25 protein-coding genes, 1 other RNA gene and 1 riboswitch are annotated in these 22,012 nt (G+C 62.0%); of the genes, 21 read left to right on the forward strand and 5 right to left on the reverse strand.

The window, feature by feature from the left end; all coding sequences use genetic code 11:
* Nucleotides 1-56 precede the first annotated feature (56 nt).
* The 12 genes from GYH29_RS00660 to speB all read left to right on the forward strand — a co-directional run bounded on the left by GYH29_RS00660 (nucleotide 57) and on the right by speB (nucleotide 12,482).
* Nucleotides 57-578 carry a GspH/FimT family pseudopilin gene (locus GYH29_RS00660; protein WP_269473809.1) on the forward strand — a complete coding sequence of 174 codons (522 nt, stop codon included), beginning with the start codon at nucleotides 57-59 and terminating at the stop codon, nucleotides 576-578.
* A 2-nt stretch (nucleotides 579-580) separates the two neighbouring features.
* Nucleotides 581-1,150, forward strand: coding sequence for a type IV pilus modification protein PilV (pilV, locus tag GYH29_RS00665; protein WP_052052115.1), 570 nt, complete (start codon nucleotides 581-583; stop codon nucleotides 1,148-1,150).
* The gene (locus GYH29_RS00670) at nucleotides 1,147-1,905 is read left to right on the forward strand and encodes a PilW family protein (RefSeq protein ID WP_043592430.1); all 759 of its coding nucleotides are present in this window, start codon (nucleotides 1,147-1,149) and stop codon (nucleotides 1,903-1,905) included. Before pilV ends, GYH29_RS00670 begins: the two co-directional genes overlap by 4 nt.
* Nucleotides 1,902-2,309, forward strand: a complete 408-nt coding sequence (locus tag GYH29_RS00675) for a pilus assembly PilX family protein (RefSeq protein WP_161523049.1) — start codon at nucleotides 1,902-1,904, stop codon at nucleotides 2,307-2,309. The genes GYH29_RS00670 and GYH29_RS00675 overlap by 4 nt, the downstream gene beginning before the upstream one ends.
* Before the next feature lie 11 nt (nucleotides 2,310-2,320).
* Nucleotides 2,321-6,700: a pilus assembly protein gene (locus tag GYH29_RS00680; protein ID WP_081576207.1), complete on the forward strand. Its 4,380-nt coding sequence runs from the start codon at nucleotides 2,321-2,323 to the stop codon at nucleotides 6,698-6,700.
* A 9-nt stretch (nucleotides 6,701-6,709) separates the two neighbouring features.
* Entirely contained in the window at nucleotides 6,710-7,159 is a 450-nt protein-coding gene (locus GYH29_RS00685; protein WP_019100700.1) for a type IV pilin protein, read from the forward strand.
* 293 nt (nucleotides 7,160-7,452) lie between these two features.
* Entirely contained in the window at nucleotides 7,453-7,953 is a 501-nt protein-coding gene (gene rfaE2, locus GYH29_RS00690; RefSeq protein ID WP_043592428.1) for a D-glycero-beta-D-manno-heptose 1-phosphate adenylyltransferase, read from the forward strand.
* On the forward strand, nucleotides 7,950-8,915 hold the full coding sequence (locus GYH29_RS00695; protein WP_232060471.1) for a biotin--[acetyl-CoA-carboxylase] ligase: 966 nt from the start codon (nucleotides 7,950-7,952) through the stop codon (nucleotides 8,913-8,915). The genes rfaE2 and GYH29_RS00695 overlap by 4 nt, the downstream gene beginning before the upstream one ends.
* The gene (locus GYH29_RS00700) at nucleotides 8,912-9,628 is read left to right on the forward strand and encodes a type III pantothenate kinase (protein WP_019100845.1); all 717 of its coding nucleotides are present in this window, start codon (nucleotides 8,912-8,914) and stop codon (nucleotides 9,626-9,628) included. Before GYH29_RS00695 ends, GYH29_RS00700 begins: the two co-directional genes overlap by 4 nt.
* Nucleotides 9,625-10,440 carry an SPOR domain-containing protein gene (locus GYH29_RS00705; protein WP_019100844.1) on the forward strand — a complete coding sequence of 272 codons (816 nt, stop codon included), beginning with the start codon at nucleotides 9,625-9,627 and terminating at the stop codon, nucleotides 10,438-10,440. The genes GYH29_RS00700 and GYH29_RS00705 overlap by 4 nt, the downstream gene beginning before the upstream one ends.
* Nucleotides 10,441-10,586: 146 nt before the next feature.
* Nucleotides 10,587-11,366, forward strand: coding sequence for a YoaK family protein (locus GYH29_RS00710; protein WP_019100843.1), 780 nt, complete (start codon nucleotides 10,587-10,589; stop codon nucleotides 11,364-11,366).
* Between the two features lie 150 nt (nucleotides 11,367-11,516).
* A complete protein-coding gene (gene speB / locus GYH29_RS00715) occupies nucleotides 11,517-12,482 on the forward strand; it encodes an agmatinase (RefSeq protein WP_019100842.1) in 966 nt (321 codons plus the stop codon).
* Between the two features lie 31 nt (nucleotides 12,483-12,513).
* Here speB and GYH29_RS00720 read toward each other — a convergent pair whose 3' ends face one another.
* From GYH29_RS00720 to cobT, 4 genes are all read right to left on the reverse strand, one after another.
* Complete coding sequence (locus GYH29_RS00720) at nucleotides 12,514-12,978, reverse strand: GNAT family N-acetyltransferase (protein WP_019100841.1); 465 nt, start codon at nucleotides 12,976-12,978, stop codon at nucleotides 12,514-12,516.
* Nucleotides 12,979-13,067: 89 nt separating this feature from the next.
* On the reverse strand, nucleotides 13,068-13,796 hold the full coding sequence (cobS, locus tag GYH29_RS00725) for an adenosylcobinamide-GDP ribazoletransferase (protein WP_043592425.1): 729 nt from the start codon (nucleotides 13,794-13,796) through the stop codon (nucleotides 13,068-13,070).
* Entirely contained in the window at nucleotides 13,784-14,386 is a 603-nt protein-coding gene (locus GYH29_RS00730; protein WP_019100839.1) for a histidine phosphatase family protein, read from the reverse strand. Before GYH29_RS00730 ends, cobS begins: the two co-directional genes overlap by 13 nt.
* Complete coding sequence (gene cobT, locus GYH29_RS00735; RefSeq protein WP_043592424.1) at nucleotides 14,383-15,426, reverse strand: nicotinate-nucleotide--dimethylbenzimidazole phosphoribosyltransferase; 1,044 nt, start codon at nucleotides 15,424-15,426, stop codon at nucleotides 14,383-14,385. The genes GYH29_RS00730 and cobT overlap by 4 nt, the downstream gene beginning before the upstream one ends.
* Nucleotides 15,427-15,575: 149 nt before the next feature.
* Nucleotides 15,576-15,820, forward strand: a riboswitch (cobalamin riboswitch).
* A gap of 181 nt (nucleotides 15,821-16,001) precedes the next feature.
* Here cobT and GYH29_RS00740 point away from each other — a divergent pair.
* The 9 genes from GYH29_RS00740 to GYH29_RS00775 all read left to right on the forward strand — a co-directional run bounded on the left by GYH29_RS00740 (nucleotide 16,002) and on the right by GYH29_RS00775 (nucleotide 21,823).
* Entirely contained in the window at nucleotides 16,002-17,852 is a 1,851-nt protein-coding gene (locus tag GYH29_RS00740) for a TonB-dependent receptor domain-containing protein (RefSeq protein WP_161523050.1), read from the forward strand.
* 50 nt (nucleotides 17,853-17,902) lie between these two features.
* Nucleotides 17,903-18,695, forward strand: a protein-coding gene (locus GYH29_RS00745) for an IS5 family transposase (RefSeq protein WP_118268077.1) whose coding sequence is annotated in 2 segments (ribosomal slippage) — nucleotides 17,903-18,162 and nucleotides 18,161-18,695 — 795 coding nt in all. Because the reading frame shifts where the segments join, the coding sequence is not laid out codon by codon here.
* A gap of 20 nt (nucleotides 18,696-18,715) precedes the next feature.
* Complete coding sequence (gene cobU / locus GYH29_RS00750; protein ID WP_081576201.1) at nucleotides 18,716-19,249, forward strand: bifunctional adenosylcobinamide kinase/adenosylcobinamide-phosphate guanylyltransferase; 534 nt, start codon at nucleotides 18,716-18,718, stop codon at nucleotides 19,247-19,249.
* Complete coding sequence (locus GYH29_RS00755; protein ID WP_161523051.1) at nucleotides 19,246-20,118, forward strand: cobalamin-binding protein; 873 nt, start codon at nucleotides 19,246-19,248, stop codon at nucleotides 20,116-20,118. Before cobU ends, GYH29_RS00755 begins: the two co-directional genes overlap by 4 nt.
* A gap of 21 nt (nucleotides 20,119-20,139) precedes the next feature.
* Nucleotides 20,140-20,349 (forward strand): hypothetical protein, encoded by a 210-nt coding sequence (locus GYH29_RS00760; RefSeq protein WP_019101794.1) that lies wholly within the window; start codon nucleotides 20,140-20,142, stop codon nucleotides 20,347-20,349.
* Nucleotides 20,346-20,657: a cell division protein ZapA gene (locus GYH29_RS00765; protein WP_019101793.1), complete on the forward strand. Its 312-nt coding sequence runs from the start codon at nucleotides 20,346-20,348 to the stop codon at nucleotides 20,655-20,657. Before GYH29_RS00760 ends, GYH29_RS00765 begins: the two co-directional genes overlap by 4 nt.
* 31 nt (nucleotides 20,658-20,688) lie before the next feature.
* A non-coding RNA gene (ssrS, locus tag GYH29_RS25200) (6S RNA) lies at nucleotides 20,689-20,872 on the forward strand.
* Between the two features lie 10 nt (nucleotides 20,873-20,882).
* Nucleotides 20,883-21,500 (forward strand): 5-formyltetrahydrofolate cyclo-ligase, encoded by a 618-nt coding sequence (locus GYH29_RS00770; RefSeq protein WP_051002646.1) that lies wholly within the window; start codon nucleotides 20,883-20,885, stop codon nucleotides 21,498-21,500.
* Nucleotides 21,491-21,823, forward strand: coding sequence for a DUF1294 domain-containing protein (locus GYH29_RS00775; protein WP_019101791.1), 333 nt, complete (start codon nucleotides 21,491-21,493; stop codon nucleotides 21,821-21,823). Before GYH29_RS00770 ends, GYH29_RS00775 begins: the two co-directional genes overlap by 10 nt.
* 4 nt (nucleotides 21,824-21,827) lie before the next feature.
* On the opposite strand, the gene GYH29_RS24575 is transcribed toward GYH29_RS00775, so the two are convergent.
* Nucleotides 21,828-22,001, reverse strand: coding sequence for a hypothetical protein (locus tag GYH29_RS24575; RefSeq protein ID WP_162835138.1), 174 nt, complete (start codon nucleotides 21,999-22,001; stop codon nucleotides 21,828-21,830).
* Between the last annotated feature and the right edge of the window lie 11 nt (nucleotides 22,002-22,012).

The following is a 22,012-nucleotide window of genomic DNA, read 5'->3' on the forward strand; positions in this document are numbered from 1 at the left end:
GCCTGCATACTCTTCTCTATACAATCCTGAAAAACAGCTTAAGCAACGGGAATGGAATGGGCCGGCGAGCGACGTTGGGGGGCTTCACCATGGTTGAGCTATTGGTGGCCATTGCGGTGGTGGGGGTTGGCCTGGCATTGGCGGTGCCGGCGTTCAACCAATTCATCGACACGAATCGTTACCAGGCGCTGTCGCGCGCTTTGGTGGCGGACATGACCAATGCCCGTGCCGAAGCGATTCGCCGTGGCGTGCCAGTGGGTGTGTGCGCATCCACCGATGGCAGCAGTTGTTCCAATTCAGCCAGCAATTGGTCGGTGGGGTGGTTGGTTTTCGCCGATCTCGATGGTAGCGGCGCGCCTTCGAGCAGTGAAATTCTGTCAGTGCATAATCCTGGAGGCGCAGCGATTGCTTCTAGCACGGTGGCCGGTTTTCGTTTTGCGCCTAGCGGCGAGGCAAGGGGAGCGACGGCTAGCGGCACGCGCCTGACCACCACGTTGCAGATTCAGTTTCAAAGCCAGACCACTACGGCCAGCAGTACGGTGCAGGTAGCGCCGTACGGCTTGATCAGCGGGAATTGAATATGCGAACAGGGAAGAAAGCGGAGGCCGGGTTTTCCTTGCTGGAGGTGCTGATCTCAGTGCTGGTCGTGGCGCTGGGCTTATTGGCCATGGCCGGCATGCAGCTGAAGTCTATCCGCGATTCGCATGATGCTTATATGCGCAGCCTGGCCTCGGAGTTGGCGGTGGAGGCGGCTGAGCGGGTGAGAGCGGCGACCGGCGATCAGATTTATGCCTTGAACTCCGCCAGCAATCAGATGGATTTGAATAGCGCGCTGGGATGCTACGCCTCCGGGGTGGCGACGTCGGAGTGTACGAGCAACATCGCTTCCATTCAGAACATCGCGGCGTCTGATACCGCCTATTTCGCCTCAGCGACTACCAGCATGTTCGGCTCTGGCTCTGTGCAAGTTCTGTTGAAAAAAACGGACGGCACGACGGCCAGCACCTTAAGCGCTTGCAGTTATAGCCTGGCCGGCGCTTCCGGCACAGGCACGGCCTGCCAGGTTTCAGTCAGCGTCAGTTGGCAGGAAAAAGCGGCGAGCGGCACCACGCCCATGCAAACCCAGACCTTCGAGTACCGATTCCGATGAAAACCTTGGCGATGCGCAGCCGCCATGAACGCGGCATGACCTTGATCGAGCTGATGGTGGCGTTGACGCTGGGCTTGATGGTGGTGCTGGTGGTCGGCCAGGTGTTCTATTCCAACAAGACCGTGTTTCGCAGCCAGGCGGCGCAAGCCGAGGTGCAGGAGAAGGGGCGTTTCGCCCTCCGCTGGGTATCGGAGCAATTGCGTCAGGCCGGTTATGTGGATACCACCAGGCTAGCCAATGGCCTGGCCTCCAATTTCCCCATCAGCAACCCCACGTTTGCCAGCGCGGGAACTGTGTTGCTGGAGGCGAGCGGCACTTTGAACTACCGTTTTTACGGCAATGGCGATAATCAGATCGTCGATTGCCAGGGCAGCCCAGTGGCCAGCGCGGTGATTACCAATTTTGCGATTGCCCGTACCGCCAGCGATGTGATGACTTGCACCTCGGCGGGCAGCACCAGCACGGTGCTCAGCGGGGTGAAGCAGTTGGTGCTGATGTATGGGGAGGATCTTAGTACTCCGGCAGACAATGTTCCTGATATATATCGCTCTGCTGCTAGTGTTGCCAATTGGATGAATGTTCATGTGGTTCAGGTCTGCATCCTGGTGGAGTCGGACACCCAGTACACCGCGCCCAGTGGCTATTCGGTGACCGATTGCAATGGCAGCGCTTATCCGGCGGCTGGGGTGTCCAATAATGGCAAACTGGCGCGCACTTTCCGGACGTCCATCTTCTTGCGGAACAATCTGTCATGACGGTCAAGGCACAACAGCAGGGGTTTTCATTATTGGTGGCCCTGATTTTCCTGACGGTGCTGGCGATGCTTGGTTTCGGCGCCGTGCGTTCAGCTCTGATGGAAGAAAAATTGGGCGGCAACAACCGCGAGCGGGCCATCGCCTTCATGGCCGCGGAAGTGGCGATGCGCCAGGCTGAGACTTATATCGCCACGGCGGACAATTTGCCGGCGAGCGGCACCACGGCGAGTGGCACCGTTGCGGTGTCCAATTCGGCCGCGTCCGCTACCTTTACCATCAGCTATGTCAGCACCAGCGGGGGCCGCGATTATTACCTGTTGCGGGCGACGGGTTATGGCGGCCGCAAGACCCTGTTGAACACAACCCAGACGCAATTGGAATCGGTTGTCTGGGTGGAGCAGTAAGGAGAAGGAAGATGGCGCGCATCATATTGCGAGGTTGCTTGAGTCTGATCTTGGCCTTGATCCAGGGAAGCCTGGCCTGGGCGCTGACCATTCCGACCCAGCCCCTATTGCAAAACACTTTGCAAGTGAATCCGATCAACCTGCTGGTGATGGGCAAGAGCCATAATCTGTTTGTCGCGGCTTACAATGACTATACCGATCTGGACGGTGTCGGGATGCCGGACATCGGTTACAAGCCCAAGTCCATCGACTATTACGGCTATTTCGACTCCTTCAAGTGTTACACCTACAGTTCGTCCAGCGGCGCCTTCGTCCCCTACTCCACCACGAGTGACAAGACCTGCGACGGCTCGCACTGGAGCGGGGACTTCCTCAACTACGTCACCATGTCGCGCATCGATGTGCTGCGCAAATCGCTGTATGGCGGCAAGCGGGCCAGCGCTTCGCCGGCCACCCTGATCCGCTCCAATATCCCGCTGGACGCCCATGTGTGGGGCAAGTCTTTCGGTAGCGTCATCTCGACCAGCCCCACAGTGTCCTTGGCGTCCTATATCGACACTACGCTGGGCGTGTCCAAATATGAAAACGGCGCCGGCACCACCACCAGCACCATAGCCAGCATGCTGTCGGCGGGCCGCAACATTGTCATGGTGAATATGGATAGCGGCACCTATCCCGGTACGCCGGTGCTGCGGATCGCGGCTATGGATCCGACCAAGAACGTGATGACGGACTGGGTCAGCACCGAGAGCAACGGTAAGCTTTCGCAGAACTTCACCGCCTTGACCCTGCAAGTGCGGGTTTGCGTGGCGGGTCTGCTGGAGAGCAATTGCAACCAGTACGGTAGCAATTACCTGCCCACCGGCCTGCTGCACAAATACGGCATCAGCAGTAATATGGAGTTTGGCTTGCTGACCGGCTCTTACGATTCGCCGCAACTGGGCGGGGTGCTGCGCGACGCCATCGGCAAGTTCGGCAATGAGTTGAACAGCGACGGCACTTTCAAGGCCGGGGGGATTGCCGACATCATCGACCGCCTCAGGATCAACAAGTCCGGCTCCAGCTACGATACCTCCACCAGCGGCAGCGGCAACTGGGGCAACCCGGTGGCTACCATGTATTACGAGGGCCTGCGTTATCTGGCGGGTAAGAGTGGGCCCAAATTCATCACCGGTTCCACCTCAATCGACACCAGTACTCTGGGTTTGCCCAAGATCACTAGTTGGACCAATCCCTATAACGGCAGGGCCTGGTGCACCAAGCCCTTTGTCACAGTGATCAGCGAGGCCTTGACCTCCTACGACAGCCAGATGCCAGGTTCGCCCTGGGGTTTCTCCTACAGCAATGATTTGAGCGGGATGAACGTTAGCCAGCTGGGCAGCACGCTATGGGGCTATCAGTTTGGCAGCGGCAGCAAAAACGTGATGATAGGCGAGGTGTCCGGCGGCACCGCCGACGGCTTGCCTACCAGCAAGTCCGCCTCCAATTTCGACGTTCGCGGTTTGTCGCCGGAGGAGCCGACGCGTCAGGGTAGTTTTTACGCGGCGATGGCCGCCTATTATGCACGCACCAATATCCTGGTGACACCGACCAGCCCGCCCAGCGGCGCCACTTTGGCGCCGGTGCGCACTTTCGCGGTGGGGCTGTCCTCGCCCTTGCCCAAGATCACCGTGCCCTTGGCCGGCGGTTCGGTGACGCTGGTGCCTTTCGGCAAGGTGGTGAACGGTGCAAGCAACACCATGACTATCACCAACTTCTTCTTGACCAGCGCGGCCAGTGACGGTAGTTCTTATTCTTTTCAGGCGAACTTTGACGACAGCGAGTTCGGCAGCGACTACGACCTGGACTCGATCGCCACCTATCAGATCACCAAGGTGGGCAGCAATCAGGTGCAGGTGACGGTCAACTCCACCTATGCCGCCAGCGGCTATTGGAACCACCTCGGCTTCATCATTTCCGGTGTGCAGCCCTTGGCCGGGGCCTCCACCGAGAACAAGGCCGGTGCTTATCTGGTGGTGCGCGAGAACGATACCACCCAGAACACCGCGACCCAGTGCATTGGCACCAGCAGCGGCCAGACCGGCTATAACCCGTTGAACTATGGTCTCAGCAGCGGCTCTTGCCGCGTGTTGCCGTTGACCTTCACCGCCACCTTCACATTGGACCCCACCAAGGGCTCGACCACGTTGTTTGAGAGCCCGCTATGGTATATGGCGAAGTACGGCGGCTTCACGGACAACAAGACCAATCCCAGCAATCCCAATTCTTTCGACCCCAACAATGTCTGGCAATGGGATGCCGACGGCGACGGCAACCCCGACAATTACTCTCTGGTCAGCAACCCGTCCAAGTTGAACGCCCAGTTGGATCAGGCCTTCCAAAACATCAGCAACCAGAACGGCTCGGGCTCGGCCGGCGTGGGCAGCAAGTCCACGATTAGCGGCGACACCTATTACTACGAAGCCTCCGTCAACAGCGCGGACTGGTCCGGGGATTTGAGCGCGCGCAAGATTTTGGTCAGCGGCACCAGCCTGTCCTTGAGCAGTCCATTGTGGAACGCCAAACTGAAGGTAAACAGCGATACCGGTCGCCAGATTATTACTTCCAGCGGTGGCATCGGCGGGGGGCAGGCCTTCCAGTGGTCCAGCCTGAATACCGTGCAGCAGCAGGCTTTGCGGGCTTCGCTGACCGAGCTTAGCTCAGTGACGCAAAGCCGGCTGAACTATCTGCGGGGCAGCCCGGCAAACGAGGGCTACGGCAGCACCCAGTTCCGGCCGCGGCCCGCCACCAAGCTGGGGGATATCGTCAATTCCTCGCCGGCTTACCTCCCTGCGCCGGCGAGCGGCTCCAGCGATCCCAACTACAATACCCCTAGCTACCAGTCCTTCGTGGGGAGCAAGGGTAGTCGTTCCTCCATGGTGTACGTGGGCGCGAACGACGGCATGTTGCATGGCTTCCAGGCCACGACCGGCATGGAACTGTTGGCCTACATTCCCTCGCCGGTATTCGGCAACCTGAACCAATTGGCCAGCAACTCCTATACCCATAATTTTTATGTCGACTCGACCCCGGCCGCCGTCGACGCCCAGATCGGCACCACCTGGGGCAGCTACCTGGCCGGCGGCCTGGGCGCGGGGGGCAAGGGCCTGTATCTGCTCGATATCACCAGTCCGGACAGCTTCAGTGAAAGCAGCGCCGCTTCCATCGCCAAATGGGAATTCAACGCCACCAACGATCTGGATATGGGCTATGTGTTCGGCGCGCCTCAGATCATCAAACTCAATGACGGCAAGTGGTATGTAGTCAGCCACAATGGTTACAACAGCACCAACGGCGACGCCGCTCTGCTGATTCTGTCGCTGAACCCCAGCGTTAGCTGGATCCTGAACAGCAACTACTACAAGCTCTCCACTTTGTCCGGCACCGCGGTGGCGCCCAACGGCCTGTCCAGCATCGAGCCGGTGGACCTGGATGGCAACGGTACGATAGACGTGATCTACGCGGGGGACCTGAAGGGTAATTTGTGGAAATTCGACCTCAGTTCCAACACTCCGTCCAGTTGGAAAGTGGCGCTGAACGGCGTGCCGTTGTTTAGCGCGAAAGATGGCAGCGGCGTGGCGCAGCCCATCGTGTTGGCGCCAGTGACGGCTACCATGCCGGTTAGTAACGGGGCTACAACGGCGAGCAACACCAACCGAATGGTGATGTTCGGCACCGGCAAGTACATTGAAAGCTGCGACAAGACCAGCAGCTGCAGCCCGGAATCCAACAGCCACAGCGTGTACGGCATTTGGGACTGGGGCGCGCCGGTCTGCGATCGCCGCCTGTTGTTGCAACAGACGCTGTCCACCAATGTGATCAGCGGCACCACATACCGGCAGGCCACCAATACTTCGATCAGTTGGAAAGACTACACGCTGGCCAGCGCGACGGCGAACCTGAGCTGCTCGACGCAATACAGCTCGATCGGCACCACCTCCGGCAAGCTGGGCTGGTACGAGGATTTGAACATCAGCGGCGAGCGGGTGGTGGGGATGTTGAATTATTATTCGAAGACGCTGGAATACCAGACCTACATCCCCTCTTCGGATAGCAGCGACATTTGCACGCCCAAGGACGCCGCCTATATTCTGCGGGTGCAGTACGACAACGGCGGCGCCGGGATCAAGCCCAAGCTGGCGGACACCGTGGCGCAGACGACGGACTCCTCCGGCAGCTACAAGCCCATCATCGGCAAGCAGATGGGCGGTTCGCTAGGCACCACCGATTTTGTCCTGAGCGGCAAGGTCTTTTCACTGTCCAGCAGCACCACGGGCAGCACCTCGATCACGGGCTGGAACCTGGGGCGCAGCTGGAAGCGGGTCACCTGGCGCGAACTGACCAATAACTGAGGGCGGGGAATGAAACATCGCAATAAGCGGACACGGCGCACGCAGCGCGGCTTTACCTTGATAGAGCTGATCATCGTGGTGGCCATCGTCGGGATTTTGGCCAGCATCGCCTTGCCGGCGTACACCAACTATGTGCAGCGCACCTATCGGGCCGAAGCGCAGACCGAGTTGCAAGCCATTGCCCAGGCGCAGGAAAAATACTTCACGCTCAATAACGGTTATGCGTCCACGCTGACTGCGCTGGGCTATGCATCCTCCAGCATCAGCAGCCAGGACAGCCGCTACACCATCACCATGGGCGACCTGAGCGCCTCCGCCACGCTGGCCAATGGCCAGGGGTATTCGCTGCAGGCGGCGCCGGCCGGGGGACAGGTGGGGGAGAGCTGCGGCACGTTAAGCCTGAACAGCTTGGGCAGCAAAGGGGCAGCCAGCGGCACGGTCAGTAACTGCTGGCGTTGATATGCTGTGTAAAGTCTCGCGAGCCAGAGCGGGGAGCAGGGGGAAAACGACGGAGAAAATGGAGTGTACGCATGGCGTACCAGCATGTCGAAGCGGGTTCAACACCCTTGCCTAACTATCCCGCCGAAGCGGAGCAGGTATTGAGCGGGTTCTGAGGGCGAAACGAGACAGCCTCGCGTCGGAGTGCGCTGCGTGGCTAGCGGCAGCGGTGGGGGGCTGTGGTATCCTTCGCAACTTGATGTCCGTGGGGGACGTGTCCGCCCATGAACGATTGCCGAGTTTGAAGGAAGCCGATGTCCTACCCGACGCCTTTGTTCGAAAATAAAGTCTGCACCCAGGAACAGCTGGCGGACAAGCTGGCGGCCTTGCCGCGCCCCATTGTTTTTACCAACGGCTGCTTCGATATCCTGCACCGCGGGCATGTGACCTATCTGGCGCAGGCGCGCGCCTTGGGCGCCAGCCTGGTGCTGGGTCTGAACACCGATGCTTCGGTGCGCCGCCTGGGCAAGGGCGACGACCGGCCCATCAATCATCAGGAAGACCGAGCGGCGGTATTGGCCGCGCTGGAAAGCGTGAGCCTGGTGATCTGTTTCGACGAAGACACCCCGGCGCAATTGATCGAGCTGGTTCGCCCCGACGTGTTGGTCAAAGGCGGCGACTGGACACCGGATAAAATCGTCGGCAGCGCCGAGACGCTGGCGCGAGGCGGCTCGGTGCATTCCATACCTTTCCTGTTTGATACTTCCACTACTGCTACTCTGCATAAGATTCGGGCCAACGAGGCCAAGCAGTGAGCGAGCACGCTTTCGCGGTGTTGCGCCATCTCGCTGACGGCCGCTTCCATTCAGGCGAGGACATCGCCGGCGAATTGGGGTGTTCCCGCACCCTGGTCTGGCAGGCCGTGCGCGTCATCCAGCAGGACTTGGGTGTTACCGTTTTCAGCGTGCGGGGCCAAGGCTATCGCTTGGTGGCACCGTTTGAGTGGTTGGACGTGGCGGCTATCCGCGATGGCCTGGACGAAGCGGCCGCGGACACCTTCACGCTGGCGGTGGCGGAGCGTACGGACTCCACCAATTCCCAACTGTTGGCACGCGCCGCCAGCGGCGGCTTGCACGGCTTGGTGTTGGCGACGGAGTTGCAAACCGCCGGCCGGGGCCGGCTGGGGCGACGTTGGCAGGCTCGGCTGGGCTCGGGCCTGACCTTCTCCCTGCTGTGGCGTTTCGACCGCGGCCTGTCCCAGTTGGCAGGCCTGTCCTTGGCGGTGGGGGTGGCTTTGGCGCGGACGTTGCGGCGCTTGGGCGCGCCGGTGGCCTTGAAGTGGCCGAACGATGTGTTGCTGAACGAACGCAAGCTGGCCGGCATCCTGATCGAGCTGTCCGGCGATGCGCTGGGGCCGACCGCGGTGGTGATCGGCGTCGGCATGAATGTGAGCGATCCGGGCGAAGTGGACCAGCCGGTGGCCTGTTTGGCCGAGGCTGGCGTCAAGCTGCCGCGCAGCGCGCTGCTGGCGGGGCTGCTGAACGAATTGCACCGCGTGCTGAGCGATTTCGACCGCCAGGGCTTCATGCCCTTGCGTCAAGAGTGGATGAGTTTGTCCGCGCATCAGGACGCGCCGGTTTGTCTGAGTTTTTCCCATGGCGAGCCGGTACAGGGCGTGGCGCGCGGGGTGGCCGAAAGCGGCGCGCTGCTGGTGGACACCGCTGACGGGATGAAAACCTATCACGCCGGCGAGGTCAGTTTGAGGAAACTGGCATGAAGTTGTTGATCGACGCCGGTAATAGCCGGGTCAAATGGGCGGTGCATGATGGCCGTGGCTGGTTGGTGCAGGGCGCGGTGGAGCATGGCGAGATCGCCAGCCTGGCCGAAGTCTGGCGGCAATGGCCGATTATGACCGCCTGGGGCGCGTCGGTGGCGCGGGACGAGGTGGCGCAAGCCTTGGCGGCGGCGACGCCCTGCCCCTTGCGCTGGGTGCGCGCGGAGGCTGGTTTCGGCGATGTGCGCAATGCTTACCGCAACCCTGCCGAGCAGGGCGCCGATCGCTGGCTGGCGGTGCTGGCCGCGAGGCAACTGCATCAGGGAGATGTGATCGTCGCCTGCGCTGGCACTGCCTTGACTGTGGAGGCTTTGACGGCGGAGGGCGAATATCTGGGCGGGTTGATTGTGCCCGGGTTGAATCTGATGTTGAGCAGCCTGGCGCGCAATACCGCCAATTTGAACCGCGCCGTCGGCGTGGTGACGCCATTCCCGCAAGGAACCGAAGACGCCTTGGCCAGCGGCGCGGTATACGCGCTGACCGGTGCGGTGGAAGCGCAGCGCCGGCAATTGCAAGCCCATACCGGACGCGCTCCGGTGCGGGTGTTGCTGACAGGCGGCGACGCCGCGAGGTTGGCGCCTTGGCTCGCCGGGCCGGTCGAGATCGTGGATAATCTGGTGTTATTGGGCTTATTAAGAGTGGCCGACGAAAAATGAAGTGGTTTCTAGTTTTGGTCGTGGTGCTGAATTTGTTGGTGGCGATGTATGGCTCGTTCAAGCAGCGTCCGCCGGCGGACGTGCGGGCGCAGGAAGTGAGCCCGGAGTTGGTCAAACTGCTGCCGGCCAACTGGAAGCCGAACACCGCCTCCGCGCCGGCCGCGTCCGCTTCTGCGGCGGAGCCTTTGCGCGAATCCTCCGCGCCCAAGGCGGACCAGCCCGCAGCGCCCAAGAAAGCTCTGGAAGCGTCCGCGCCGAAAACGCCGACGGCCAAAGCCGAAGCTGCCAAGTCCGAACCAGGCAAAGCGGACGCCAAGTCCGAAGCGGCCAAGCCGGCGGAAACCGCCGCGGTTTGTTTGCAATGGGGGCCGCTGGACGAGAAGCTGCTGGCCAGAGTCAAGGGCGGCGTGCCGCAACTCAAGCTCAAGGCCGGTCAGATGAGCGAGGCCAGCAAGGAAGAAACCGGCGGCGGCGGCCGCTTCTGGGTTTACTACCCCCCGCTGGCGACTCAGGCGGAGACCTCGACTCTGTCATCGGAGCTGAAGGGCAAGGGTTTTGACAACTACATCGTCAAGAGCGTCGATTTCAAAGGCCACCTGTCGCTGGGCCTGTTTGGCAAGGAAGAGGCGGCCAAGGGTTTGGCCGCGCGACTGAAGGCGGCGGGCTACGACAAGGCGCTGGTGCAGCAAAAGGGGCAGAAGGCGAGCAAGACCACGCTGAGCTTCAAGACGCTGGACGCGCAGCAGGCCGACAAGCTAAAGGCGCTGCAAAAGCGGCTGACCCCGGGAATCGGCCTGAAATCCTGCGGATGAGGCGGCTAGTCTTGATCTGACTGCTTGCCAGCGCCGACGCGGCGATGCACTATCAAGCATCGCCCGCGGCAGGGCGCAGGCGCAGTGTCTTCATTTCTCAGATAGCGGCGGCCATTGGCCGCCGTTGTTCATTCTGTCAGCAGGATATGTCCAGACGAACCAACATCACCCGGCTGTTGGACCGGGGCCGTTTCAACGACCACACCTTGCGGCATTTGGGATGGTCCATGGCCTTCATCGCCGGCGCGCTCAACGCCGGCGGCTTCCTCGCCGTGCACCGCTACACCTCGCACATGTCCGGGATCGTGTCCGGCATGGCCGACGAGTTTGCGCTGGGCGAGGTGACATTGGGCTTGTCCCTGCTGGTGATGCTGCTGTGCTTCATCGCCGGCGCCATGCACAGCTCCTGGCTGATTCTTTGGGCGCGCCGGCAGCGGCTGCGCGGCGGCTACGGCGTCTCCATGATGGAGGAGGCCGGCCTGCTGCTGTTGTTTGGCTTGCTGGGGGCCGCGCTCTCTTTGCACAAGGGCTTTTTCACTCCGTTAACCGTGATGCTGCTCTGCTTCATCATGGGCATGCACAACACCATCGTTACCAAGCTATCCGGCGGTCTGTTGCGCAGTACCCACATGACCGGCATCGCCACCGACATCGGCATCGAACTGGCCAAGCTCAGTTACTACGGCCGTAAAAGCATGCCCAAGGTCAAGGACGTGCGCGCCAACCGCGTCAAACTGCGCACTTATTTGCTAATCCTGCTGTCGTTTTTCGGTGGCGGCGTGGTGGGCGCGCTGGGCTTCAAGCATATGGGATACAGCTTCACCCTGCCGCTGGCGCTGCTCTTGTTTTTGCTGGGCTTGCGTCCGGTCTGGTACGACGTTCGGCTGCGCTTCCGGTTATGGCGCATCCAGCTGGAAAGCCATTGATTCGATTGGCTCTTGTGCGGGCGCGCGCATCGCGGCAAACTCCGGGGTTCCGCCCCAAGGGGGGCGGCAGCCTCAAGCCGTCGGCTGTGCAAGATGGACGGTAATCGTCGGGACGCCTGAGCCCGGCGTACTCTCTCGCGGAGAGTATTCATGAGCGAAACCATTTTCGGCGACGGCGCGATCCGCCGTCAGGGCCTATACGGCTCTTCCATTGAAAACACCTATGCCGGCGTGCTGTCCTTCATGCGCCGCAACTACAGCCGCGACCTGACCGGCGCCGATGTGGTGGTGTCCGGCATTCCGCTGGACTTGTCCACCACGTTCCGCTCCGGCGCGCGGCTGGGCCCGCAAGCTATCCGCGCCGCCAGCGTGCAGCTGGCCGAGTTGAGCCCCTTCCCCTGGGGCTTCAATCCCTTCGACGACCTGGCCGTGATCGACTACGGCGATTGCTGGTTCGACGCGCACAACCCGTTGACCATCAAGCCCTCCATCATCGAACACGCGCGCACCATCCTGGCCTCCGGCGCCAAGATGCTGACTTTTGGCGGCGACCACTTCATCACCTACCCGTTGCTGATCGCGCACGCCGAGAAATACGGCAAACCGCTGGCGCTGCTGCACTTCGACGCTCACTGCGATACCTGGCCGGACGACGAGCCGGACAGCCTGAATCACGGCACCATGTTCTACAAGGCGGTGAAAGAGGGTTTGGTCGATCCTGAGAAATCGGTGCAAGTGGGCATTCGTACCTGGAACGACGACTTCATGGGCATGAACGTGCTGGACGCGCCCTGGGTACACGATAACGGAGTGGATGCCACCATCGCGCGCATCAAGGAAGTCATCGGCGACAGCCCGGTCTACTTGACCTTCGACATCGACTGTCTGGACCCGGCGTTCGCGCCTGGCACCGGAACCCCGGTGCCAGGCGGCCTCAGCAGCGCCCAGGCCTTGAAGATCGTCCGCAACCTAGGCGATCTGAACATCGTCGGCATGGACGTGGTGGAAGTCGCGCCCGCTTACGACAACAGCGAATTGACCGCTATCGCCGCCGCGCATTTGGCCTGTGACATGCTGTGCCTGATGCGCAATAAAAAGCTGGCCGGCACGCTTTGAACCGTTGACGCATACAAGAACGCCGCTCTCATCAAGCGGCGTTTTTATTTGCGCGGAACCAGGACCAGGCGCGTGTCGGCTGCGCCGCTGGCTCGCGCAGCAGCTCCATATAGCGTTCTCCATCGCGTAGCTCGGTGAAGCCCAGCCGGCGGTAGAAGGGGCGCGCGTCGCGCGACACCAGTAGGAATCGCCGCAGTTGCTGTAGATCGGGGTGGGACAGCGCTGCCTCCATCAAAGCGCGCCCGACGCCTAGACGGCGGGCCTCGGCCAGTACGAACACATCGGATAGATAAGCGAAGCTGACGTAGTCAGTGACGATGCGAGCAAAGCCCAGTTGCCGCTGCCCGCTGTAGGCGCCGAACACCAAAGAGTGCTCGATGGCCTTGTCCAACTGCGTCCGAGTCAGGTTTTGCGCCCAGTGAGTCTGGGCCAGGAAGCGCAGAATCATGTCGCGGTCCAGCCGGCCGCGCTCGCAGCTGATCTCCAGGTGGGCCATGGCGGCTCCGTGCGATGAAGACGCCGCCAGTATCCGCGCGGGGCATCTCCGCCGGATGACAGGGAAATGGCGGAATCTTTACTGCGTAGCTAGAGTGTTGGCCAGCGGACCGTCAGCAGCAGCAAGAGGCCGATTTCGCACAACTCTATACCCGCACCCAGGCAGTCTCCCGTCATGCCGCCCAGCTTGCGCAATAGGAAGCGACGCCAAGCCAGCGCCGCTAACGGCGCCAACAATAAGGATGGGGCCAGCCAGGCCGACAGCCCTGCCAGCAGCGTCGCGTTGACGGCCAGGCTGGGCCAGTGGCGGCGCCAGGCGAAGCGCTCGCCGTTGCCGGGGGCGAGCGCCGGCAGGCTGGCGGACCAGTACACGGCAAAACAGCGACACCAGGCGGGAATCAGCAGCAGGCCCCAAGCCGGTGCCGATTGTTTGGCCAGCAGCATCAGCAAGACCAGTTTGGCGACGATGGCCAGGATCAACGCCAGCGCGCCGAAGCTGCCGACGTGAGGGTCTTTCAGCACTTCAAAGAAACGCTCGCGCGAGCGGTGCGCCGCGCCCAGCGCGTCGGCGAGATCGCCCAGGCCATCCAAGTGCAGGCCGCCAGTGACCCAGGCCCACATCAACAGCGCCAACAGCGCCGCCAGCCAGGGGTCGCTCAGGCGGCCCAGGCTTAGCGCCGCTAGCAGCAGCGCGCCGACGATCAGGCCCACCGCGGCGAACCAGCGCGCGCTGTCTGCCAGCCACTCCTGTTTGAATTCGCGCAGTTGAGGTGTGGGCAGGCGGGTCAGGAATTGCAGCGCCAGAATCAGTCCGCGCACGGGGCTTCCAGACGCATCAGGTAGGCCGGATGTCCTTCCAGGATGGACAATTGGGCAAAGCCGCCGCGCTGCACCGTCATCAGCTTGGCTACCGAGAAATCCGCGCCCAGCAGTTCCGCCAGCAAGGTGGTGATGACGCCGCCGTGGGTGACCAGCACCCGGTGGCTGCCGTTGGCCGTCGTCATCCATTCGGACAGGCCGGCTAGCACCCGAGTGCGGAAAGCTTCGTAGGGCTCGCCGCCGGGCGGCGTCAGTTCGCCGGCGGCCAGTTTGGCGCGCCAGTCCGGATAGCGTTGCGCCAGAACCTGTACGTCCATGCAGTCCCAGTCGCCGAAGTCCATTTCAGCGAACCGCGGGTCCACTTTCAGCGTCAGCGAGCCATGCAAGGCGTGCCGGACCGCGAACTCGCGGCAGCGCTGCAAGGGCGAACTGGCCATCGCCGTTACCGGCGCCAGCGCGCAAATGCGCTGCCAACTTTGCGCCATTTGTATGTGCCCCGTAGCGTTTAGCGGCAAATCGCTGCTGCCGATCAAACGGCCGTCATGGTCGATTTCGCCGTGGCGCAGCAGGGTCAGCGTGTAGGGGTTCATTCCGCTTTCCCGGTGATGCCTGCCTCGGCGAAGGTGGCCATCTCGTTATGCAGGCGGATGGCCATTTGCAGCAAGGGCACGCACAGCGCGGCGCCGGAGCCCTCGCCCAGATGCATGCCCAGGTCCAGCACCGGCTCCAGCTTCAGCGCGTGCAGCGCCAGAAGGTGGCCGGTTTCCTCCGAGCGATGGCTGGCCAGCAGCCAATCTCCCACGCGCGGCTCCAGCGCCTGCGCGCACAGCGCGGCGGCGCTGGCAATGAAGCCGTCCACCAGCGCCGGCGCGCCTTGCGCGGCGCTTTCCAGGTAGAAGCCGGCCATGGCGGCGATTTCCAGGCCGCCCAGTTCGGCCAGGGTTTCCAGGGCGGACAACTCGCGGCCGACGACCCGGGCCAGCGCGGCGCGTACCACTTGGCGCTTGGTTTCCAGACCGGCCTCGTTCAGGCCGGTGCCGCGGCCGACAATGCGTTCCGGTGATAAGCCGGCCAGCCTGCAGATCAGCGCGGCGGACGCAGTGGTGTTGCCTATGCCCATGTCGCCGGCGATCAGCAGGTTGGCGCCGCCGGCCAAGGCGCGGTGTGCGGCCTGGCGGCCCACCTCCAGCGCGGCTTCGGCCTGCGCCGGCGTCATCGCGGCCTCCCTGGCCAGATTGCCGGTGCCGGCCCGCACTTTGGCGTGGACGATGGGCAGCGCGGAGACGTCGCTGAGCACGCCGGCGTCCACCACCTCCAGGCGCGCGTCCAGACTTTGCGCCAGCACACAGATAGCCGCGCCGCCGTTGGCGAAATTGCGCACCATCTCGCCGGTTACCACCGATGGATAGGCGGACACGCCTTCCGCCGTCACGCCGTGATCGCCGGCGAACACCGTGATGGCCGGCCGCAGCGCGTCCGGGCAGACCTTGCCCTGCCAGGCGGCGAAGCGGCAGGCCAGCTCTTCCAGCCTGCCCAGGCTGCCCGCCGGCTTGGTGAGTGTAGCCTGGCGGGCGAGGGCGGCCTGGTAGGCGGCGAAATCGGGTGAGCGAAAGGTATCGATGAATGTCATGAGATGGCCAACTCCAGCCTGGATGAGAGAGTGATTCAGCGGCGACTTTAAGCGATAGCCTGCCACCGGGGCAACCCGCAGCCGGTGGACGATTTGATCCTAACTAAACATATTTCTTTTGGCGCCATCCCGTCGGGATGCTCTCCGGTATAATCCGGAACCTAGCAGGTGTCCGCGGCTCAAGCGCCGCGGATGAAACGGGAAGCCGGTGCAAGACCGGCGCTGCCCCCGCAACGGTAAGGCCTGGCGTGTGAAGCTGTTCAACCGAGTCGCGCTCGACGCGCGAGGCGTTGAACCTCAACGCCCAGGCGATGCAACGGCCACTGTCCATCGGATGGGAAGGCGCATCGCCGCAAGGCCGAGCCCGGAGACCGGCCTGCTGGCATGCGCGATCATGGAAACCACACTCGCGCCCGCCCAATGGCCGCCCGGAAGGCGGCCGCACTGGAGTATCGCGGGGAGGCGATCCGACAGACGGCCCGGCGTCCTGCCGCGGCGTCCCCCTTTTTATGCCTTCTTCGCACTCTTCCTAACCATGCCGCCGCGGCGGCCAGATTCGATGTGGAGTGTGTTTCATGTTCAAACCCCAACAATGCGCGTTGCTGGTCTCGCTGGCCTGCTCCGGCCAGGCCTATGCCGCCAATGTGCCCGAGTTCGCCGGGGATCCGGTAGTGGTGACGGCGGGTCGCGTGGCGCAATCGCTGTCGCGCACGCTAGCCGATGCGACCGTGGTCACGCGCGAGGAAATCGAAGAAAGCGGGGCGCAAACCCTGCAACAAGCGTTGTCGCGTCAAGCGGCTGTTTCTATCGCCAGCAATGGCGGCCCTGGCAGCGCCAGCAGCATCTATATCCGCGGCAACAAGGATAGCCATACGGTGGTGCTGGTGGACGGCGTGCGAATTTATTCCGCCACGCTCGGTACCACGACGATTCAGAATATTCCATTGGCCCAGATCGAGCGCATTGAAATTCTGCGCGGGCCTGCGTCCAGTTTATACGGCGCAGATGCCATTGGCGGGGTGATTCAGATCTTCACTCGCAAAGGCGAGGGCGAGCCACGATGGAACGCGGGGGTGGAGTTTGGCAGCCGAGGCACAGGCAAGCTAAGCGCCGGCGTAGCGGGAAAGTCGGGGAGTACCGCTTATAGTCTGCAGTTCTCGCATGCTCAGTCCGATGGTTTTTCGGCGACGAATTCACGCAACACGGATTACTACAACCCGGACAACGACGGGTATCGCAATGATAGTTACGCCGCTAGCTTGACGCAGACCTTGTCGCCTGGCCATGACTTGACCGTGCGTCTATTCCAGACCTTCGCTGAGGCTGACATTGACTATACCAATGCGTGGAAGGGGCAAGATCGCTCCAAGTCGCGCCTGACTGGGCAGAGCGTTGAATCAAAAAATCGCTTCAATGACGTTTGGACCAGCACTCTGCGTTTTGCTCGCAGTCAAGATAAGTCCGAGGAGTTCCATAACGGTGATTTCGATCGGCGCACCAGCTTTTTCCAGACTACGCAGAACGAATGGCAGTGGCAGAATGATCTGAGTACCAAGCTTGGCGTATTTATTCTGGGCGCTTCTCATTTGGATCAGAAAATCGCTAGTGATGGCACTTATACCAAGAGCAGCCGAACCACCAATGCCGGATTCGTGAGCTACCAGTTGGAGTTGGGCAAGCATCTTCTGCAAGCTAGCCTTCGAAACGATCATGATGATCAATTTGGGGGGAAAATGACCGGTAAAGCCGGTTATGGCTATCGTTTCGCCGATGGTTGGCTTGCGCGTGTAGGTTATGGCACCGGGTATAAAGCACCGTCCTTTAACGATCTGTACTATCCGGACAGCGGCAACCCCAATCTAAAGCCGGAGAGTTCAAAGAATACAGAACTGGCCCTGCAATACCGGAAAGATGGCCGTTCGGCTAGCTTGACCCTATTTCAGAACAAAGTGGAGCAGTTGATTCAGTGGGCACAAACTAATCCCGCTGATTCCAATTCATGGCGCCCGAGCAATGTGGATCGCGCAACGATCCAGGGGCTGTCATTGGAGGCGGCGGCCCAATGGCTCAGCATCGACTGGCAAGGTAACTTGACGTTGATGGATGCACGAGACGATAAGACAGGCAGTTGGTTGGCGAACCGGCCGCGCCAGAGTGCTAGCGTCTCCGCCGCCAAGCAGTGGGAAAAATGGACGCTGGGAGCGGAGCAGCAAGTCGCGTCGCGCCGAGCGGGAGATGCGACTAATTCGGAGGCCAAAGCGCTGCACGGTTACGGCGTGACCAATTTTTTTGCCAATTATCGTTTTGCCAAAAATTGGACTGCCACGGCTCGAGCGGACAATCTGTTCAATCGCGAATATGAAACTGCTTATGGGTACAACACCGGCGGACTGGGTGTTTTCCTTGGGGTTCGTTTCAGTCAGTAAGAACCTGTTCAAAGTCTCTGAGTAGTAGCGTAGTGTGAGAAAATCCAGAGGTGAGAAAAAGCTACCCAAGTGATATCAGTCGCGAACAATTTGAAGTGATCAGACCACTTCTGGAAAGTGCGCGTAAAAGAACAAGCCCCCGTCGAGTGGACTTGTATGAAGTATTTTGTGCCGTGCTGTACCTGCTCCGAAGCGGCTGCCAATGGCGAATGCTTCCTGAAGCGTTTCCCAAATGGCGTACCGTCCATTCGTACTTCACCATGTGGAGTGAGCCGCGTGAAGGGGGCAGCCTGCTGGAGCAGGCGCTAAAAAAATCAGGTTGGCGCGGCCCGAGAGAAACTGGGGCGGAGCGCTTGCAGCAGGTTCTTGATCGTGGACGCGCAGAGCGTGAAGAACACTGATACCGCAGGATTAAAAGGCTACGACGCAGGTAAGAAGGTCTCGGGTATCAAGCGCCATATTGTGGTGGACACGCAGGGCCTGCCACATGCGGTGGCGGTCACCACTGCGGAGGTTACAGACCGCAAAGGGGCGCTACAGGCGCTACGGCAATGTAAATCCAGATTGATTGGGGCTCAGAGCCTGCTGGCGGATAGTGGCTATGTTGGCAAACCCTTTGCTCAAGGCGTGAGCGAGATTCTGGGGGCGGACGTGACGGTGCAGATTGCCAAACGGAGCGAGCTGCACACCTTCAAGGTGATGCCCAAACGCTGGGTTGTTGAGCGCAGCTTCGCTTGGTTGGAAAAGAGCAGAAGGCTGTGGAAGAACTGCGAGCGGAAACTCAATACCAGCTTGCAGTTCATCCATCTGGCCTTCTTGGGGCTCTTACTCAAAAGACTTTGAACAGGTTCTAAGGAATTCCCATGCCCCACCTGATCACCGGCGGCGCGCGCAGCGGCAAGAGCCGCTACGCCGAATCCCTGGCCCTGGCTCATCCCGGCCCGGTTTGCTATCTGGCCACGGCGGAGCTGCGCGGCGGCGACGCCGAGTTCGCCGCCCGCGTCGAGCATCATCGCCGGAGGCGTCCGGCACAGTGGTCGCAAGCGGAGGCCGGTCGTGGGCTGGCCGCTGAGTTGTTGCGCCATGACATAGTGAGCGGCCTGCTGCTGATAGATTGCCTGGGCATGTGGCTGATGCGCTTTTTCGACGAGGACGGCGATTTCGACGCCGCCGGTTTCGAACAGGAGCGTGCCGAGCTGCTGGCCGCGCTGGAGCAGGCGAGGGGCGAGGTGTTGCTGGTCAGCAATGAAATCGGCTGGGGCGTGGTGTCGGTCAATGCCCAGACTCGTTGCTTCGTCGACGAGTTGGGACGTTTGAACCAAGCGGTGGCGGTGGCCTGTCGGCGGGTGACGTTGGTGGCCTGCGGCTTGCCGCTGGTGTTGAAAGGCGAGGCATGAGGCGATTATTGGGTTTGACGCTGCTGTTGAGCGCGCTGCAGGCGACGGCCGCGGTCAGTGCTCAGGACGGCAGCGGACAGACCATCACGTTGGCGCATCCGGCGCAAAGGATTTTGACCCTGGTGCCGCACGCCACGGAAATGTTGTACGCGATCGGCGCCGGCGACAAGCTGGTGGCCACGGTGGAGTATAGCGACCACCCGGACGCCGCCAAGCGTTTGCCGCGGGTGGGCAGCTTCACCGGCTTCAGCCTGGAGGAGGTCATGCGCCAGCGGCCGGACCTGGTGGTGGCCTGGAGCGACGGCGGAGCGCCGCGTGAACTGGAGCGTTTGCGCGGCCTGGGCATTCCCGTTTATCTGAGCCACCCCTTGCAGCCGGACGACGTGGCCAAGGAAATGCTGGCGCTGGGGCGGCTGGCCGGCGCGGATGGGAGCTCCGCCAAGGCGGCGGCAGGCTATCGCCAGCGCTTGGCGGACCTACGCCAGCGTTATGGCGCGCGCGCGCCGGTGAGGGTGTTCTACCAAGTCAGCCAGACGCCCATCTTCACCGTCAGCGACCAAAGCTTCATGGGGCCGTTGATTCGCCTGTGCGGCGGCGTCAATGTGTTTGGCGATGTCCGGCAACCTGCGCCGCAAGTGTCCGCCGCCACTGTGGTGGCGGCGCGTCCGCAGGCGATTCTGACCGGAGACGAAGCCAGCCTGCGGATGTGGCGTCGTTGGCAAACGCTGCCGGCGGTGGCCAAAAACGCGCTGTTCGCCCTGCCGGGCGACGCCATGGTCGTGCCCGGCCCGCGGCTGGTGGACGGCGCGGAGGCCTTGTGTCTCGCGCTGGACACAGCGCGGCAGCGGCTGGGTTTGACGGCCAAGTGAGCGCCGGCTATCCTCGCCGCCATGGACAAGGAACTGGAATATCTCGAGTCGAGGGTGACGGCGTTGGTGGCGCGCATTCGCGAACTTGAAACACAAAACGGCCGTTTTGCCGAAGCGCTGTCCGAAGCGCTGCGCGACAATGCGGAGCTGAACTTCAAAGTCAACGAAACCCGCGCGCGGGTGGCGGCTCTGGTCGAGCGCCTGCCCAAGGCGTCGGAGGATGCGGAATGAGCGACGTGGCTCAGGTTGAAATCGAACTGCTGGGGCGTTCCTTCACCATTGGCACCCCGGCGGAAGAAAAGGAAACGCTGCAAGAGGCGGTGCGTCTGCTGGCCGGCAAGATCGAAATGATCCAGCAGCACGGCAAGGTAATGGACGCCGACAAGATAGCCATCATGGCCGCGCTGAACATTGCCCACGATTTGTTGAAGACAAAAGTGGGAGAGGGCTTGGAGATGGCGGCGTTTCAGCGTAAAATACGCAGTATGAGCGAAGCCGCCGACCAAGCGCTTCGCGAAAGCCAGCAAGCGCTGTTTTAAACGCAGAGCCGCTGGCGAACACCAAGGTCAGTACCCTCTGCGGTGTTTGTGAAGGCACACAATTCCTTTGTACCAATGCGTTCGCTTCAGGCTGCTAGCGTGAGTCATGGGCGTGCCGCGTCCTCTTGAGGATGCGCCCGAAATGACTGGCAGGCGGCCCTCCCTGGAAACAGGGTACAAGCGAATTTTGCCCGAACGACACTCGCGGGGGCTCCCCCCTCTGCCATGACCGCACTTTCCTTTGTTTCCGATCCGGTTTCCCTAGACAAGCCCGCATTGCGCAGGCGGATTCGCCGTGCGCGCCAGGCGCTGAGCCCTGGCTATCGTTTGCAGGCGATGAGGGCGATCGCCCGTCATGCCTCGCGGCTGCTCAAACGCGGCAAGCGCGTGGGCGCTTATCTGGCCGCCGGTTCTGAGCTGGATCTGGAGGTCCTGATGAGCGCCGCGCTGTGGCGCGGCGCGGAAGTCTATCTGCCGCAGATCCCGCGGCGCGGCCGTCGGCTCTGGTTCAGCCGCTTGGGCGCGGCGGACCGCTGGTATCTGCATCCGCGTTACCGGATCGTCGAATACGATGGCCCGGCGCTGCGCGCGGAACGGCTGGACGTGTTGTTTGTGCCGCTGCTGGCGATTGACGACGATGGCTATCGCATGGGCCAGGGCGGGGGGTTCTACGACACCACGCTGGCCTTCCGCCAGCGCGCGCGCCAGTTCGGCAAGCCCTTGCTGGTGGGCGTGGCCTATGATTGCCAACGCGTGGAGCGGGTGCCGCGCGAAGCGTGGGACGTCCGGCTCGATTATTTGTTGACCGAATCCGGCCTGCGCCGGCTGCCCTTATGCCCCTAGCCGTCGTCTTTCTGGCCGTTTTGCCGGCGCTTGCTCTGCTGGGGCGTTTGGAATGGGCGGTGGCGTGGCTGTATCTGAGCCTGAGCCTGCTGTGCTTTGTTTTGTATTGGCGGGACAAGCGGGCGGCGGAGCGCGGCGGGCCGCGTACGCCTGAGGCCAGGCTGTTGTGGCTGGGCGTGTTGTGCGGCTGGCCGGGCGGGCTGATGGCGCGCAGGTTGTTCCGCCATAAAACCGTCAGGCAGCCGTTCCGGCTTTTGTTCTGGTGCGGCGCGGCCTTGAATCTGGCCGCGCTGGGCGGCTGGCTGTACTTGCGGACACATTGAGCGATCAGCGCCAGTCATGGCGGCCGCCGTAGTAATAGCCGTAAACCGGCGTCACCACCACCGGGGCCGGCCTGACCACCACCGGCCTGACGGCCACCCTGGGCGGTTCTACTACGCAAGCGCTTAAGCCGGCGGCCAGCGCCAGTCCCAGCAGACATTGTTTGGCACGGGTATTCATCGCCTTCATCC

The sequence above is a fragment of the Chromobacterium haemolyticum genome (genome assembly GCF_009936155.1).
GTDB lineage: Bacteria > Pseudomonadota > Gammaproteobacteria > Burkholderiales > Chromobacteriaceae > Chromobacterium > Chromobacterium haemolyticum.

Excerpts from the sequence above, each read along its gene's own strand:
- GYH29_RS00660 (WP_269473809.1), top strand. The coding sequence starts at position 57 with ATGGGCCGGCGAGCGACGTTGGGGGGCTTCACCATGGTTGAGCTATTG.
- pilV (WP_052052115.1), top strand. The coding sequence starts at position 581 with ATGCGAACAGGGAAGAAAGCGGAGGCCGGGTTTTCCTTGCTGGAGGTG.
- GYH29_RS00670 (WP_043592430.1), top strand. The coding sequence starts at position 1,147 with ATGAAAACCTTGGCGATGCGCAGCCGCCATGAACGCGGCATGACCTTG.
- GYH29_RS00675 (WP_161523049.1), top strand. The coding sequence starts at position 1,902 with ATGACGGTCAAGGCACAACAGCAGGGGTTTTCATTATTGGTGGCCCTG.
- GYH29_RS00680 (WP_081576207.1), top strand. The coding sequence starts at position 2,321 with ATGGCGCGCATCATATTGCGAGGTTGCTTGAGTCTGATCTTGGCCTTG.
- GYH29_RS00685 (WP_019100700.1), top strand. The coding sequence starts at position 6,710 with ATGAAACATCGCAATAAGCGGACACGGCGCACGCAGCGCGGCTTTACC.
- rfaE2 (WP_043592428.1), top strand. The coding sequence starts at position 7,453 with ATGTCCTACCCGACGCCTTTGTTCGAAAATAAAGTCTGCACCCAGGAA.
- GYH29_RS00700 (WP_019100845.1), top strand. The coding sequence starts at position 8,912 with ATGAAGTTGTTGATCGACGCCGGTAATAGCCGGGTCAAATGGGCGGTG.
- GYH29_RS00705 (WP_019100844.1), top strand. The coding sequence starts at position 9,625 with ATGAAGTGGTTTCTAGTTTTGGTCGTGGTGCTGAATTTGTTGGTGGCG.
- GYH29_RS00710 (WP_019100843.1), top strand. The coding sequence starts at position 10,587 with ATGTCCAGACGAACCAACATCACCCGGCTGTTGGACCGGGGCCGTTTC.
- speB (WP_019100842.1), top strand. The coding sequence starts at position 11,517 with ATGAGCGAAACCATTTTCGGCGACGGCGCGATCCGCCGTCAGGGCCTA.
- GYH29_RS00720 (WP_019100841.1), bottom strand. The coding sequence starts at position 12,978 with ATGGCCCACCTGGAGATCAGCTGCGAGCGCGGCCGGCTGGACCGCGAC.
- GYH29_RS00730 (WP_019100839.1), bottom strand. The coding sequence starts at position 14,386 with ATGAACCCCTACACGCTGACCCTGCTGCGCCACGGCGAAATCGACCAT.
- cobT (WP_043592424.1), bottom strand. The coding sequence starts at position 15,426 with ATGACATTCATCGATACCTTTCGCTCACCCGATTTCGCCGCCTACCAG.
- GYH29_RS00740 (WP_161523050.1), top strand. The coding sequence starts at position 16,002 with ATGTTCAAACCCCAACAATGCGCGTTGCTGGTCTCGCTGGCCTGCTCC.
- cobU (WP_081576201.1), top strand. The coding sequence starts at position 18,716 with ATGCCCCACCTGATCACCGGCGGCGCGCGCAGCGGCAAGAGCCGCTAC.
- GYH29_RS00755 (WP_161523051.1), top strand. The coding sequence starts at position 19,246 with ATGAGGCGATTATTGGGTTTGACGCTGCTGTTGAGCGCGCTGCAGGCG.
- GYH29_RS00760 (WP_019101794.1), top strand. The coding sequence starts at position 20,140 with ATGGACAAGGAACTGGAATATCTCGAGTCGAGGGTGACGGCGTTGGTG.
- GYH29_RS00765 (WP_019101793.1), top strand. The coding sequence starts at position 20,346 with ATGAGCGACGTGGCTCAGGTTGAAATCGAACTGCTGGGGCGTTCCTTC.
- GYH29_RS00770 (WP_051002646.1), top strand. The coding sequence starts at position 20,883 with ATGACCGCACTTTCCTTTGTTTCCGATCCGGTTTCCCTAGACAAGCCC.
- GYH29_RS00775 (WP_019101791.1), top strand. The coding sequence starts at position 21,491 with ATGCCCCTAGCCGTCGTCTTTCTGGCCGTTTTGCCGGCGCTTGCTCTG.
- GYH29_RS24575 (WP_162835138.1), bottom strand. The coding sequence starts at position 22,001 with ATGAATACCCGTGCCAAACAATGTCTGCTGGGACTGGCGCTGGCCGCC.